General features: G+C 36.1%; 19 protein-coding genes and 1 riboswitch. All 19 genes read right to left on the reverse strand.

Going from position 1 to position 15031, the window contains the following annotated elements:
• Positions 1-15 precede the first annotated feature (15 nt).
• The 19 genes from AOC36_RS04935 to rpmG all read right to left on the reverse strand — a co-directional run bounded on the left by AOC36_RS04935 (position 16) and on the right by rpmG (position 14887).
• Entirely contained in the window at positions 16-438 is a 423-nt protein-coding gene (locus AOC36_RS04935; protein ID WP_078055085.1) for a PTS mannitol transporter subunit IIA, read from the reverse strand.
• Between the two features lie 2 nt (positions 439-440).
• A complete protein-coding gene (locus tag AOC36_RS04940) occupies positions 441-2501 on the reverse strand; it encodes a BglG family transcription antiterminator (protein WP_067632021.1) in 2061 nt (686 codons plus the stop codon).
• Positions 2502-2524: 23 nt separating this feature from the next.
• Positions 2525-3901 (reverse strand): PTS mannitol transporter subunit IIBC, encoded by a 1377-nt coding sequence (locus AOC36_RS04945; RefSeq protein ID WP_067632023.1) that lies wholly within the window; start codon positions 3899-3901, stop codon positions 2525-2527.
• Between the two features lie 298 nt (positions 3902-4199).
• Positions 4200-4886, reverse strand: a complete 687-nt coding sequence (locus tag AOC36_RS04950; protein WP_067632025.1) for a zinc metallopeptidase — start codon at positions 4884-4886, stop codon at positions 4200-4202.
• A 55-nt stretch (positions 4887-4941) separates the two neighbouring features.
• On the reverse strand, positions 4942-5229 hold the full coding sequence (locus AOC36_RS04955; protein ID WP_067632027.1) for an HU family DNA-binding protein: 288 nt from the start codon (positions 5227-5229) through the stop codon (positions 4942-4944).
• A 54-nt stretch (positions 5230-5283) separates the two neighbouring features.
• On the reverse strand, positions 5284-6282 hold the full coding sequence (locus AOC36_RS04960) for an NAD(P)H-dependent glycerol-3-phosphate dehydrogenase (protein ID WP_067632029.1): 999 nt from the start codon (positions 6280-6282) through the stop codon (positions 5284-5286).
• Entirely contained in the window at positions 6279-7592 is a 1314-nt protein-coding gene (der, locus tag AOC36_RS04965) for a ribosome biogenesis GTPase Der (RefSeq protein WP_067632031.1), read from the reverse strand. Before der ends, AOC36_RS04960 begins: the two co-directional genes overlap by 4 nt.
• Positions 7589-8248, reverse strand: coding sequence for a (d)CMP kinase (cmk, locus tag AOC36_RS04970; RefSeq protein ID WP_067632033.1), 660 nt, complete (start codon positions 8246-8248; stop codon positions 7589-7591). The genes der and cmk overlap by 4 nt, the downstream gene beginning before the upstream one ends.
• A 24-nt stretch (positions 8249-8272) precedes the next feature.
• The gene (locus tag AOC36_RS04975) at positions 8273-9355 is read right to left on the reverse strand and encodes a hypothetical protein (RefSeq protein ID WP_067632036.1); all 1083 of its coding nucleotides are present in this window, start codon (positions 9353-9355) and stop codon (positions 8273-8275) included.
• Positions 9356-9391: 36 nt separating this feature from the next.
• Positions 9392-9910 (reverse strand): ECF transporter S component, encoded by a 519-nt coding sequence (locus tag AOC36_RS04980; RefSeq protein ID WP_067632038.1) that lies wholly within the window; start codon positions 9908-9910, stop codon positions 9392-9394.
• A 54-nt stretch (positions 9911-9964) separates the two neighbouring features.
• Positions 9965-10082, reverse strand: a riboswitch (FMN riboswitch).
• Positions 10083-10158: 76 nt separating this feature from the next.
• Positions 10159-10719: an elongation factor P gene (efp, locus tag AOC36_RS04985; RefSeq protein ID WP_067632039.1), complete on the reverse strand. Its 561-nt coding sequence runs from the start codon at positions 10717-10719 to the stop codon at positions 10159-10161.
• Positions 10716-11069: a hypothetical protein gene (locus tag AOC36_RS04990; RefSeq protein WP_067632041.1), complete on the reverse strand. Its 354-nt coding sequence runs from the start codon at positions 11067-11069 to the stop codon at positions 10716-10718. Before AOC36_RS04990 ends, efp begins: the two co-directional genes overlap by 4 nt.
• A complete protein-coding gene (locus AOC36_RS04995) occupies positions 11038-11364 on the reverse strand; it encodes a hypothetical protein (RefSeq protein WP_198401208.1) in 327 nt (108 codons plus the stop codon). The genes AOC36_RS04990 and AOC36_RS04995 overlap by 32 nt, the downstream gene beginning before the upstream one ends.
• A 141-nt stretch (positions 11365-11505) precedes the next feature.
• Positions 11506-11808 (reverse strand): pilus assembly FimT family protein, encoded by a 303-nt coding sequence (locus AOC36_RS05000; RefSeq protein ID WP_099091536.1) that lies wholly within the window; start codon positions 11806-11808, stop codon positions 11506-11508.
• A complete protein-coding gene (comGC, locus tag AOC36_RS05005) occupies positions 11786-12079 on the reverse strand; it encodes a competence type IV pilus major pilin ComGC (protein WP_067632046.1) in 294 nt (97 codons plus the stop codon). Before comGC ends, AOC36_RS05000 begins: the two co-directional genes overlap by 23 nt.
• Entirely contained in the window at positions 12079-13071 is a 993-nt protein-coding gene (locus AOC36_RS05010; RefSeq protein ID WP_067632048.1) for a hypothetical protein, read from the reverse strand. Before AOC36_RS05010 ends, comGC begins: the two co-directional genes overlap by 1 nt.
• On the reverse strand, positions 13046-13891 hold the full coding sequence (locus AOC36_RS05015; RefSeq protein WP_067632050.1) for an ATPase, T2SS/T4P/T4SS family: 846 nt from the start codon (positions 13889-13891) through the stop codon (positions 13046-13048). The genes AOC36_RS05010 and AOC36_RS05015 overlap by 26 nt, the downstream gene beginning before the upstream one ends.
• A gap of 170 nt (positions 13892-14061) precedes the next feature.
• Positions 14062-14685, reverse strand: coding sequence for an MBL fold metallo-hydrolase (locus AOC36_RS05020; protein WP_067632052.1), 624 nt, complete (start codon positions 14683-14685; stop codon positions 14062-14064).
• A 52-nt stretch (positions 14686-14737) separates the two neighbouring features.
• Positions 14738-14887, reverse strand: coding sequence for a 50S ribosomal protein L33 (rpmG, locus tag AOC36_RS05025; protein ID WP_067632055.1), 150 nt, complete (start codon positions 14885-14887; stop codon positions 14738-14740).
• Positions 14888-15031 lie beyond the last annotated feature (144 nt).

A 15031-nucleotide genomic window follows, 5' to 3' on the forward strand; every position in this document is an offset into this window, starting at 1 on the left:
TCTCCTTTTTTTTGACTATTTTCCGTTCAGGATTTGGATTATTTCTTCTTTTGACTCAGCATTTGTGATTCTTTTGACGTTGTCTTCATTTGAACACACAATCGCGATTTGAGACAAAATATCCATATGTGTATTGTTTTTTCCAGCAATTCCAAAAATAACGGTTGCACATTCTCCATTATATTCGATACCTTGCGGTACTTGTAAGACGACAATTCCTGATTTTAAGATAAAGTCACGTGCTTCATCTGTACCATGTGGTATCGCAACACCGTTTCCGATGTAAGTTGTTGTTAGGATATCTCTTTGGATCATTGTTTCTATATATGGTTCCACAACATAACCCCGTTCAACAAGTTTGCGTCCTGCATATCGGATTGAGTCTTCCTTAGTTTGAAACGCCATGTTGAGTTCGATATCTTGAAATGTAATTTCCATCTCTATACTCCTTTTTGTATAAATCCTCTATATCTCGACACGAGATACGTTGTAATTTCGTTTTGATCACCCATTTCAAATATGCCTGGAGCTTCTTCATTGTCGATGATGAGCGAACTGGTAAAACTTAAGAGTTCCAATTCGTATTGCTCAAGTTTCTCAGGTGCTAACAAGAGAATAAAGGTATTAACCCAGTGATTTCGATTATCCAATCCCAGAATTTGAATGGGTTGAGTCAATGGAAATACTTTTAGGGTTGATTTTTTTATTCCTGCAGACCTTTCATGAAAAAAAGCAAGGTGTGTATTTGGAATGGCGAAACTGTTTTTGTGTCCCCCGTTAAGCATCGATTTCACAACAAGTTCTGGTTCTGATTCACTTTGAGTCATTGCAACTAAACACATTGCACGTATGTAATCTTCAATTGAATTGGAGTTGACAGTCAACATACGAACTTCAAAGTCTTCAATTAGTTGAGACATGAGTGTGGATGTTTTGGAAAGTGTTTCAAAATAATCCATCGCTTCATTGAGCGATACTGACTGAGGTGTTTCATAGCGCAAACTGTTAACATTCATCAAGGATAAGTGTGATGTGATGTTCTCAATATCCTGATTTGATAGAATGGGACTCACAAGGAGATAGTCAAAGTTTACATTACCAAGATCTAGTGTTGAAATGATGATATCGTATAACTGATGGTCATCACGCTGAAGTACATCAAATACTGAAGTTGTTTTAAGCTTAGAAAACTGTGGGAATGTCTTTTGAATGCGCGTTAAGAGCATTTTAGAGGTTCCAATACCGCTTGAACACACAATCAAACACGAGAACTTTTTCTTCTGAGATTGAATTATTGCTGCACCAAAGTGTAATACGAGGTAACCAATTTCATCCTCATTGACATAAATATCAACGAATATATCTTCCACTGCTTTAGAGATTGTATTAAACAATAGACCATGTTCTTCCTTAATTGAGTCAATCAATGGATTGGAGATCATCATGTTTTGATCCAGTCTTCTGAGCGCGCTTCTTAAGTGTGTGATGAGTCCTTTTAATAGTGTTTCGTCGTTAAAGTGATAGTCCAGGTCGTTTTGAATGCGATGAATCAGCTTTTGAGCAAGATTCGTTGCACGCATCGTATCCCGTTCAATAAGATGGTGTGAATCCTTGAGTTTAGCACTTCTCAGGTATTGAGCGACATAAATAATCTCATTTTCAGGGAGATCAGTTTGTGGTGTGTCCATGATGTTTGAGAGTATCTGAATTGCATCCTGGTATTCATCGGATTCAACGATATCTTCAATATTAGTATCATACACTTTGACAAGTTCTTGTTCCTTAATCCGTTCTACTGCAATAGATACATGAACCAATAAGGTAAAATAGGATTCATCTGCTAATTTATATTCTTGTGTCTCATGCCATTTTTTAAGTTCTTGGTCAACAATAATTAATCGATTGTCATCAATTAAGCCCAAGAGTCTGTCTTTTATAAAGAGTCGATTCGTATCTGTATCGTTTTGATATAAGAATTGAACAAGAAGCGGCGTTGAAATGGTGTTATGGACCATATTCCGAATAATCGTTCGTTTTTCGATTTCAGTCGCAATTAGTGAGATGCCTGTGCCCCTTTTTGTATCAATCTTGATGGATTGCCCATATTCATCTTTAATTTTTAAAAGGTCAGCACGAATTGTTGACTCCGTAACATTTAATTCATTTGCAAGGGATGTGATTGTGAGCGTATCGTTTGATTTTATGAGTTGCTTAAGGATAAAGTTTTGACGTTCAAGTGGGGTAAATTCACTATAGGATAGGTCAAATAAGTGCCATTTAAATGTTTGAATGTTTTTCTCTAAACCATCGATGCTTAAGGTGTTGTTTCTTATTATAAGTTTCAGATCGTAATCAGTACATATTGATGTTATTTCGTCTAAATCACGTCGAATCGTTCGACTACTAACTCCCAATGTTTTAGCCATCGTATCGATTGATATTGGAAAACTCGATACGAGCAATTTTTCAAGGATTAATCGTCCCCGAGCAGAAACTAACATGTGTCACACCCCTTATGAAATCATTATTTTTTTAATGAGTTAACTAAATCAGTATATTCTCCTTCACTTAAGAAGTTTGTTACAGTAATGACATGTGCACCTGGACGTTTATCAAGGACACGGTCTTTTAAATCTACATGCGTTACAATGATGTCTCCATCATTTGGTAATTGTGAAATTGCAGCATTTGTCACCTCAATATCAAGTCCAGCATTCTTAATTTTGTTTCTAAGAACAGAAGCTCCCATAGCGCTTGAACCCATACCTGCATCACATGCAAAGATAATTTTCTTTATTGAAGATGGAGTGAGTTGAACTTTTGATTGCGCTTTTGCTGATTGAACATTTTGAGTTGCAGTTTCAAGTGACATTTCTGAGTCTTTTGATCGTCTTAAGATGACTGCAGAAACAATAAATGAAACAGTTGCTGATAATATCACACTTAGTATAACACCAATGTATGAGTTTCTTTCTGTCATTGCTAGGATTGCAAAGATGCTTCCTGGTGACGCTGCAGCAACAAGACCTGCATTCGTAATCGATAGTGTAAATACGCCTACCATACCACCAGAAATTGCTGCAAGCAAGAGAATTGGGTTCATCAAAATATATGGGAAGTAAATTTCATGAATTCCACCTAAGAAATGAATGATAATCGCACCTGGTGCGGTTTGTTTAGCTGTCCCCTTACCAAATAATGTATAAGCAACCAAAATTCCAAGACCAGGGCCAGGGTTTGCTTCTACAAGATAGAGCAATGATTTACCATGTTCCGCAACTTGGTCGAGTGCGATTGGTCCCAAAACTCCATGATTAATTGCATTGTTCAAGAAGAGTACTTTTGCGGGTTCCACAAAAATGCTAACCAGTGGCAATAAACTATTTGAAATTAAGAGGTCAGCACCATTGGCCATAAAGTTGTTGAGCTGTTCAACAGCAGGTCCAATAATAATGAGTGAACAAACTGCAAGGATTCCTCCTAAGATTCCTGAAGAAAAGTTATTGATAAGCATTTCAAATCCAGCTGGGATTTTCCCTTCAACAAGTCCGTCAAATTTCTTTAGTAGCCATGCTGAGAATGGCCCCATAATCATTGCACCTAAGAACATTGGAATCGAAGATCCAACAATTAACCCCATCGTTACGGTTGAAGCGATGACGCCTCCACGTGTATCGTAGATTAGTTTACCACCAGTATACCCAATCAATACCGGTAGGAGGTATTTAATCATAGGGTCTACTAGTTGAGCAAGATGTTCATTTGGAGCCCATCCAGTTGCGATAAAGAGTGCTGTAATAAGACCCCAAGCAATGAATGCACCGATATTTGGCATAACCATTCCACTGAGGTAGCTTCCAAAGCGTTGCACTTTCACTTTTAAACTTTTGTTTTCTGACATTGTCTTCTCCTTTGAATCTATTGGTAGATTCATATTATTTTGAAGATGGTACCTTACTTCACTTATATTGTAAGGAACTTTAATTTATAAAACAAATATGATTTTGGCAATGGCAGTGTGACAATAGTACTATTAATCTAGAATATTAATATTTATGTGTCCCCCCAGAGATTATCATAAAATACATTTATAGGTAAATTATAAACGAGAATCGGATAAATTTGAATCATGAATTTTAAGTGAGGTGTTGAGACATGAAAAAAAGTTGCAGTAAATCTGCAACTTTTAGTATCCATATTTAGTCTCTATTTCTACTTCCTCTTAACATAACGAAGTAAAGTAGGTTCAGTAATGTTCCGATGACTGCTGCGACATAAGTAAGTGCTGCAGCTGTTAACATTTTTTGCGCACCACCATATTCTGAAGAATCCACGATTCCATCAGACTTAATAATTTTAAGTGCACGTGCTGAAGCATTGAACTCGACAGGTAATGTAACAACTTGGAATGCAAGAATAATTGAAATCATAATGATCCCAAGATCGAAAAGTCCAGTTAATGCAGTCGATGTCAATCCGATAATAATTGCGATTTGAGAAAACTGACTCGCGATGATTGTTGGCTTTAAAAGCATGTTTCTTAATGCAATGAATTTGTATCCAGTTGCATGTTGGATGGCGTGCCCCACTTCATGCGCTGCAACTGCGGATGCTGCCACAGAAGCATTTGCATAGTTGTCAGGCGATAAAGACACAATCTTCTTACTTGGATCGTAGAAGTCACTTAATGTTCCTCCAGACCCTCTAACAACCGCTACATCGTGTAGCCCGTTATCATCAAGTATTTTACGGGCAACTTGAGCTCCAGTTAACCCACTACGTGTTCGAATTTCTTTGTATTGAGCATAAGATCTCATCACAAATGAATTCGCAAGCATAGATATTACTGCGGTGATACCAATTGCAATCCAATAGTATAGATTCATAGTAGTCCTCCTAAAATAAAAAAGAAGGAGCATAAGCCCCTTATATAATTAATTACTATTTAACGCTTTCTTTTAGGGCTTTTGCTGGTTTAAAGCTAATTCCGTAAGAAGCTTCAATGCGAATCTTTTCGTTAGTTGCTGGATTGAAACCATCACGTGCAGCTCTTTCCTTAACAACGAATTTACCAAATCCGGCAAGATCCACTGTGTCTTTTGATTCTAATGTACTTTTAACCTCTTCTAAAAATGCTTCGATGAATTCTGCAGCATCTTTTTTTGTAATATCTAATTTAGCTGAAAGTGATTCCGCCAAAGCTTTTTTGTTTAGTGTTTTAGTAGTCATTACTAATCCTCCATTTCTATTACCATGATAACCGATTTTATGGGTAAAATCAAGTTATTTGGTTTCATGTTTTAGTTCTCGATTCATTAAGTCCACAATTGCTTGTCTTGGATCTTTGCCTTCATAGAATACTTTATAGACTTGTTCTGTGATTGGCATATCAATTCCTTTTTCTTTCGCAACCTCATAAACAACCTTCGTTGCAGCTACACCTTCGACTGTCTTAATGTTGGTATCGAAGAAATGACTTGTAGAACCATTTACACCAACATCATAGCCTGCTTGGAAATTACGGCTGTGTTGACTTGTAGCAGTTACCACTAAGTCCCCTACACCACATAATCCAAGGAATGTATCCATCCTACCGCCAAAATAAAGCCCATAGCGCGTTATTTCTGCAAGACCGCGTGTTATGAGTGCTGCACGTGTATTGTCGCCATAACCAAGCCCAGAAGCGATTCCGCTTGCAAGGGCCATTACGTTTTTAACAGCAACACCGATTTGTGCTCCGACAACATCATCATTTCGATATACACGGAAAAAATCATTTGAGAAGATTTCTTGAACAGTGCGTGCAGCGTCTTCATTTGATGATACTGCATTGACTGTGGTAAGCTGGTTCAATACAACTTCCTCTGCATGGGATGGGCCAATAAGGCTTACAACAGCAGATAAGTGATCGTTTGATATTGAACGCTCAATTACTTCCATTAAATATTCATGGGTTACAGGATGGAACCCTTTCGCAACATTAATAATAATTACAGGACGATCTAAATGCTTATCGAGTTCTTGGCAGACCGACTCAATGGCAATTGAAGGAATCGCAAGCAAGAAGATGTCAGCATCAAGGATATCATTATATGTAGGAGTAGCTCTTAAATCTTCACAGAGTTTAACCCCTGGGAAGTATGTTTCATTGAGATGATATTGTTGGATATCAACCACTTCATCAAGGCTTTTCCCCCAAATCAATGCGTCGTGGCCGTTTTGTGCCAATACGTTTCCTAATGCGGTCCCCCAACTTCCTGAACCAATAATTGCTATTTTCATACATTCACTCTCTTTCGTACAATTATATGTATTGGAGTACCTGTAAAATCAAATGCGTTTCTTAATGAATTCTCCAAATATCGCTTATATGAAAAGTGACATAGTTCTGGATCGTTAACAAACAATACAAATGTAGGTGGAGCGGTACTCACTTGTGAAGAATAATATACACGGAGGCGTTTCCCGTTGTGCGAAGGTGGTGGCGTAAACATTACGGCATCTTGAACAACTTCATTCACAACAGAGGTGCCAATACGGCGGGTACTGTTTTCAAATACGAGATTGATTAATGGTATTAAAGTATGAACACGTTTCTTTGTCAGTGCAGAGACAAAGACAATGGGTGCATAAGTAAGATAGATGAACTCTTCATATATCTTTTTCCGTACAGTTTCCATTTCAGTTTCTTCTTTATCAATAGTGTCCCATTTGTTATATACGATGATGATTGGTTTTCCAGCTTCGTGTGCAAAACCAGCAACAGTTTTATCTTGTTGTCTAATTCCAGCTTCACCATCAATTACAAAAAGAACAACATCCGAACGTTCAATCGCACTCATTGCTCGCAATACAGAATACTTCTCTACTTTTTCATAAACCTTACCACGTTTACGGATTCCTGCAGTGTCTATAATGACATAATCATCCCCTTCAAATTTGAAGGGGGTGTCAATCGCATCGCGGGTTGTTCCTTCAATATCAGAAACAATCACACGATCTTGATTGATAATTGCATTCACCAATGAACTCTTCCCAACATTAGGTTGACCAATCACGCAGAATTTCAATTCTTCATCATAGGTATTCAACCCCTTTTCAGGGAGTTTTGTTGTAATTTTATCGAGTAAATCACCAATACCAATTCCGTGTTCACAACTTACAGCCATTGGTTCATCAAAACCAAGTCCATAAAACTCGTAAATATCAGAAATGAACTGATGATCGTCCATTTTATTTGCGACAACAACAACCGGTTTATTTGTTTTTCTTAATAAACGAGCAACATACTCATCATCATGTGTAATTCCTTCTGGAGCACTGACAACAAAAACAATAATATCTGCTTCTTCGATTGCAATTTCAACTTGCATTTCAATTTCTTCACCGAAGGTTTGTCCTTCTACTTGAATTCCACCTGTGTCGATGAATCGTAATTCTTTTGTTAACCAAGTGGTTTTTCCATAAATTCGATCACGGGTAACACCTGGTGTTTCATGAACAATTGAGATTCTTTCACCCATAATACGGTTAAAAAGAGACGACTTACCAACGTTAGGACGTCCTACAATTGCTACTACTCCATCTATCATTTAAGTCCCCTACTTTCAATTATTTCCATGATTAATGCAACACTTTCTTCAATTGATAAATATGTCGTATCAATTTCAACAGCGTTATCGACTTTCATGAGCGGTGATTCATCACGATGTGTATCTTGATAATCACGATTCACTAAATCAGTATAGACATCATCATATTCAACGTTTGCTCCATTAGCAATAAGTTGATCATAACGTCTTTTGGCACGAACAGCGACATCTGCTGTTTGAAATATTTTCACTTCAGCATCCGGTAGTACTACCGATGTGATATCACGTCCATCCATAACAAAACCTTTTGATTTCGCCATCTCTTGTTGCATTTCAACAAGACGTTGACGAACACCTTTAAAACGAGAAACAGCGGATGCTCCTTGAGAAACTTTCTCATGACGAATGGCTTGTGTCACATTCATGTCATTAATAAACACCTCTCCATTTGAGAGTAGCTCAATAACACTGTGATTTGCAACTTCAGTGCATCCGATTTCATCATTTAAATCAATTTTGTTTTTTAAACATTGATATGCTATTGCACGGTACATAGCACCTGTATCAATGTGTGTAAAATTCAAAATACGCGCTAATTGCTTAGCAATTGTACTTTTTCCTGAGGCGCTTGGTCCATCAATAGCAATATTAAACACTTAATCAACTCCTAATAATCTATTTTAACTAAACCAGAACATTTTCACAATAAAGGCAACCACCAAAAAGAAACACAAAAGCACAATCGCAATCACTGTATTGAGGATGCGATTTGTTTGAACCATTGATTTACTAATTGATTGAATATCTTTTTGCTGCTCTTCTAATTTTAATTGGATTGTCTTTGTTTCTTCTAAAGCAACTCTATTAAGTTCAAAAACATCGACATTTTGTTCAAACCCTGTATCAATTGAACTTTGAATGATTGAAGGCTCATGCTCTATATCATCGATAATTGGCTGGCTTTTTTGAATCGGTTCTGGTTGTTCATCAACGATACTTTGTTGTAAGGCATCATTTGATAAGGGTTGTTCTTTTGTTTCTTCAGAATCAATCGTTTTAATTTCTTCTGTAAAACCTTCAAAAATTGGAATATCACTGGTTCTCCAATTTTCTTCAGGGTCTAACCCCTGTTTTAATAACAACTCTTTTGAATTCATTAATTCTGAATCATGAGAATCGAGTGTCTCATTGGGTTCAACATCATCAAAGAGTGTTTCGATATCTTGGACTAAGTCATCATTTAAGTCGTCATAGTTTTCTTGGAAAACAAAACCGAAATCTTCTGGATGCACTAATCCTTGACCATATTCTTTCGTTTGATTGATTTCATTAACAGCATCTTGGTTCTTTTCAATGGAACTCACCAGTGATTCAATTGAATCAACATCATCGTCTTCAATATGAATGTCTTTTTTGATGACTGAATTAGTTGTAAATGTACCAAGGATGTTAGTTTGTGTGTCATCAGACGTTCTATACCCTTTTTTTACATTGTATTCTTTAACTTCTTCTAAAAAATCCTTGAGATACTCATTTTCAAACGTATCATAAACATTTGTCAATGATTCATTATCTGTAACATCATCACGAGCATGACTTGGATCATGGGAAACGTTCCCCATAATATTCATACGCTCAAAACGACTATCAATATCATTAAGCTGATTAGCATATCTTGATAAGTCGCTGGATTCAACCTTTTCTTCGGTTGAAGATGCAAGAGTCTCATATAACTCATGGTTTTTTTGAACACGGGATTTCATCACATCACCTCTATGTTAAAGTATATCACATTTATATTAGTTCATTCTATCTATTTGCGGTTTGATTAGTGCAAATACACCGCATAATATTGCACTTTTTACAAGGTTGAAAGGTGTGTAAACACTAAATAATAATCGAATTCGTTCAGAGGATTCGTTAATGCCATACCATGGCATCGTAACAAAGTAATTCATCACAAACATTCCTGCTGATGCTAATAGAATTGCGATTATTGATTTTATCAGATATTTGTCCCATTTTTTCCCTTTTAGTAATGCAAACGGGAGCATGATGAGAATTGAAAATGACATATTGGCAACTTCCCCAACAACTGGTGATGTTGAACCTAAGAAGAATAGATGAATTAAGTTCTTCAAAAAAGCAACAATTATCCCTGGAATTAACCCTAACATTGATCCAGTGACAATTACTGGTAGATCACTAAAATCCATCTTTAATGGTTCAAAGACCACAAAATTTAAAGCGTAAAGCGCAACGGAAACCGCAGTGAGAATTGCAATTTTAACCATTGTTCGAGTATTGAATTGTTTCATATTTACCTCCTATATGTATCGTTACGAAACATTCATACTCAAGGCAAACATGAAAAAAAACTTCTTCCATCCAGACTATACTGTCGCCACCGGGAATTATCCGGTTCCTGCCAATTATTGACTCGTGGGGTTTACCACCGATCGGGAATTACACCCTGCCCTGAAGTACATACATATCATACACAATTATTGTGAAAAATTCAACAAAATAAAAGGATAGAGACACCTCTATCCATGATGGTTATTGATTAATTTGCACGTCCTGCATATTTACCATCGTTAGTATTGATTAGAATTACTTCGTCTTGATCAATGAACAATGGAACACGTACTGCATATCCTGTTTCAACTACAGCATTCTTCTGTGCATTTGTAGCTGTGTCACCTTTTACCGCAGGTTCTGCTTCGGTTACTGTTAATGCAATTTTTTCAGGTAATTGAACACCTAACACTTCATTTTCATACATAACAATTGTAACATCTAGGTTACTTGTCATGAAATTCATTTCCCATTCTAAGCGCTCTTTTGGAATTTCAATTTGCTCGTAAGTTTCTGCATCCATAAATACTAAACCTTCACCAGCATCGTATAGATATTGCATTGAGCGTTTGTCAATATGAGCAGGTTCTACTTTATCGCCACCTGTGAAGCTCAATTCTGTAATTGATGAAGTTCTCATGTTTTTAACTTTAACTTTAACAATCATTTGTCGCATAGCGGTTTTGTTGTGCGAAATGTCAAGAACTTGATACAAGTTATTATCATAAATAATGGACATTCCAGATCTTAAATCGTTTGATGAAATCATTCTATTTGCCTCCACTTCAAACTATCGTCACTAATTATACCATACTTAGCGCTAAATTCACTAGTTCCTGAAACATAAACCGTATATATTTCATCAGTTTTTTCAATAAATATCGTTGTATTTTGGTAATAGAAGGTCTCTGATTCGAATTCTTTGTCTAGAGAATTCAAGATATTTGCGATTTCAAATTCTAATTCAAGATGTTCGATTACAATCCGCTTATGATGTTGGCCCTGAATATACGATGCATATCGCTTCAGTTCAAAATGAAGATAGCCACACACAGAAATCATCAGAATTAAAGTATATAACAGAATACTACCCTTTTGGTTTCTCAAATGAAAGTTCATAACGATTCCCCTTATATACATAGATAAGTTTTATTGGATTTGAGCAAGAAAATTCGATGGATTGAACATCTTGTAATAGGATTTCATACCCTGGTCTTTTGATGATTCGCTCGCGGTCAAATACAATTTCTGATTCATCGATTGTTAATAGTGACTTGTCACATGTTACGGCGTTAGTTTTAGTATACAGATTCAAAATCTGCAGTTCAAAGAGTTCATTTTGGGCGATGAATGGTGTGTTATGGTTGATTAATATTCTGAGAATTAAACTGGATACATGGAGCAAAACCATCACACAAAACAATCCTAGTAAATAATTTACAAGTGTATATCCCCTTTTCATTGCATTACCTTTACCATGATTGTAACGAGTTGAACAACGCCAATTAACACGATAAGTGCAATTAGTGATTCAAGCAGGATACTTCCCTTTTTATTACCGTTCACATTTAAACCTCCCAAAACCCAGTTGGAATACACAGGTTTTTCGACCAAATTGTTGTGTTTGTGCTTGATTGATATTTCCGTTTTTATTAAACCAAAGATTTTCATTTACAGTACATCGCGTCTTTTCAGCCATTGCTTCAAGTTGACAGTATTGAAAGTCAGTGAAACTGTCTTCAATCAGTTGAGATGATACCATTGGAATTGCAAAGACAAGGATAATAATGACACTGCAAAGACATACAATCAGAATTTCAACCAAAGTAAATCCATTATTGTGTGACTGCTTGACCATTGGATATCCCTATATTTGTTCCGTCTTGACACTGTGTTTGACGTTGGGTAATGATATTTTCTGACACTAATTGACCGATTGATGTGGGTGTTTTATCGACTTTAAGAATGTACTGTAAGATTGCAGCATCAACAATTTTTAATTGTGCATCACATCCTTTATCATTGACTGTTTTAAGGGTATTTGAAATATTTGGTACTGTAAGTAAAAATAAGATAACAATGATAACCATTACCAGAACCATTTCCATTAATGTAAAACCTTTTTTCATTATTGAAGCACCTCCACAATTTTGAGTGTTTGATATAGCAAACCATAGTACAAACTCACAACAATCAATACGTCGACAAAAGATATAAAACTTATGTAACGATGAATACGGCTAAGATTTTTGTTCATGATCTCAGTAGATATTTTATTAAAGCGTTCAAGGTTTTCAATGAGTCGATTATTATATAAACCGGTTTTGATAAAACCAATTAATAACGGACTGAGCATTGGAACATCAAGACTTGATGATAAAGGATCCCCTTTCTCAAGATTCGCATCAATTTGAAATGCGACCCATTGTGGTTCAAGACCTAAATCATAGGTTCGCATGACATCAAGCACATGTTTCATACTGTTGTTTGATTTCCAAATGCACAATAATGTTTCGGAAAATAAGTAGGACACGATGTTTACATAATATAATGCCAAAGGTGTATCTTTAATGAATCCATAAACGATGATTCTATTTTTAGGTGTGCGAATGAATAGTGCAAACAAAACGATTGCAAGGACACAGATTGACTTAACTAACACGAGGGAGCCACTTATAAAGTTAATAAATGAGCTGCTGTTTTTTACGCCAGTATCCACCAATAGGTCTTTTACAAATCCAGAGAAAAAAGATAAATGAAACCATAACATAAAATATGAAACACTCATTAGAATTAGTGGATATGTGTTTTTTGCGAACAAACCAATCATAAACTTATGTGTATATTTTTTTATTTCAACATACCGTTTAAGTAAATCAATGTCGTTTAAATTGCCTTTGTTATTTCGGGTTATTTGGTGAATTGCTTGTTCTGTTTTTGTTGCATTCATCCCTAGAACTTGGATTGTTTCTTCTAGAGATACATCATATTCAAGACAGGCAAGGATGTGTTCCAGTTCGTTTAGCGGAATTTGTTTATTAAACTGTGATTTTATATACGTCGAGATATGGTACCTTATTGGCTTGATCCATGATTCAATAGAGTTCAATAGTTGCTTCAAGTTGCACCTCCCCTTCAATATCAATGAGTGTTTGATGGACGATACCGTATAAAATGGACTCAAGTGGGATTCCTGTTTGATTCAGTTCTTTAAATCGATGAATCACATCATGTGCGTGACCTGCATGCATTGTGGATACTACAAGATGTCCTGTTAATGCACAACGAAGGCACTGAAAGAGTTCATCATTTGTTCGTATTTCGCCTACAGCAATGATATCAGGGTCATGACGCAATATTTGTGTAACATACTCGCCCAACATCTTTGATGGTGTCGAAAGTTGAATTAAGGAGTCATAGTATTGTTCTACTGGGTTTTCAAGTGTGATGACCTGTTTGTGTTTTAATTCATGAAGCGCACTAAACATGGATGTACTTTTACCCGATCCCGTTGCGCCTGTAAATAATAACAAGCCATTACGTTTGGTAAAAAATGATCGAATTAACCTAAGATGATGGTCACAAAACCCACATGCTTCTAAAGAAGTGATGTTGTTTTGATTCAGAATTCGTAAGACTCCATGAGTTTGATACCGTGTCTCGAGCACTGCAAAACGTACGAAAAGCTCTACCTCATCAACAATATAAGTGAATTGAGCAGATTGAGGTTCTTGGTACTTTCGAAGTTCAAGTCCACTAAAATACTTAATATACTCAAAGAGTGTCATAATATTGTCTGAATTAAATTGAGCGACATAGCGTTTATGGCGTCTAAACTGAATTGTAGACAGGTTTTTATTAAGTGAAATATGAATGTCTGAGGCACCGTGCTTATAAGCTTCTTTGAGAAGTGTATCAAATTCGATGGATATGTTGTTCATACTATTAAATAGGATTCTTTGGTTGGAATTCCTAAGATAAAAAATGACAAGTGGCGCATAAATAAAAAGATGCGCTCACATTCTTGTGATTGCATCTCTTGTTTGCCTATAAACGATTAAAATATGATCAGCTTTTAACATTGGCTTTGGGAATCGTTTAAAAAGTCCCATTACCTTTTTGATAAATATGGATTATGTTTAAGTTCATCACTAAACTGTGATATTGAACCATGTCCTGGATATAAAGAAATCTTTTTGTTTTCAAATCGCTTTTTAAAGGTAATTAAGGAGTTTCTCATTTCAAGGCTGCTACCCCCTTCAAGATCAGTACGCCCAATCGAACCATCCATGATAAAATCACCGATGAAGCAGTGTTTGTCTAATAAAAAAGCAACAGAACCATGCGTATGACCAGGTGTTTCAATGACTTTAAACGTGAATGAATCGACTTCAATTTTGTTTGAGTTTATGATGGTTGGAGTCGCATTAATCATTAGGTTTTCTTGAATCATCCATGAACCATTGAGTTGTGGATTCACCAAGTAGTCTTTGTCTTTATCACTGATGTATAGGATTGTATTTTCCTGCATTAGATGGTCAACACCTGCGATATGATCAAAATGACCGTGTGTTAAAAGGATTGCGACAATGGGTTTGTCTTGGACCATTTCACACACAGCATCATAGTCTTGTGGTGTCGCGATACATGGATCAATGACAATTAATCCGGATGGACTGTCGATAAAGTATGTGTTAGTTTGTACATACCCGAGCGTTAATTTTTGAATATTCATTTATTTCGCCTCCTGAAAAAGAAAAAGTTGTGTTTCCACAACCTGTCTTAAATTATTTCTTTTCGCGGTGTAACACGTGTTTGCGTTCACGTGGACAATATTTAACTACTTCCATACGTTCTGTATGAATTTTACGGTTGCGTGTAGAAATATAGTTTTCTTCGCCACATTCAGTGCATTTTAAGATAACTTGGTGTCTCATTGAATCATACCTCCAAACTTTGCTGTACCATTATATCATATAAAATTCTATCTGCATATAGGTTACCTTAACTTTTCATTCACGTCATTTTAGTGAAATCATCAGTTAATCCGTTTTATGGATATCTAAGGCTAACCTTAAGAT

It is taken from the genome of Erysipelothrix larvae (assembly GCF_001545095.1).
In the GTDB taxonomy this organism is placed as follows: Bacteria; Bacillota_I; Bacilli_A; order Erysipelotrichales; family Erysipelotrichaceae; genus Erysipelothrix; species Erysipelothrix larvae.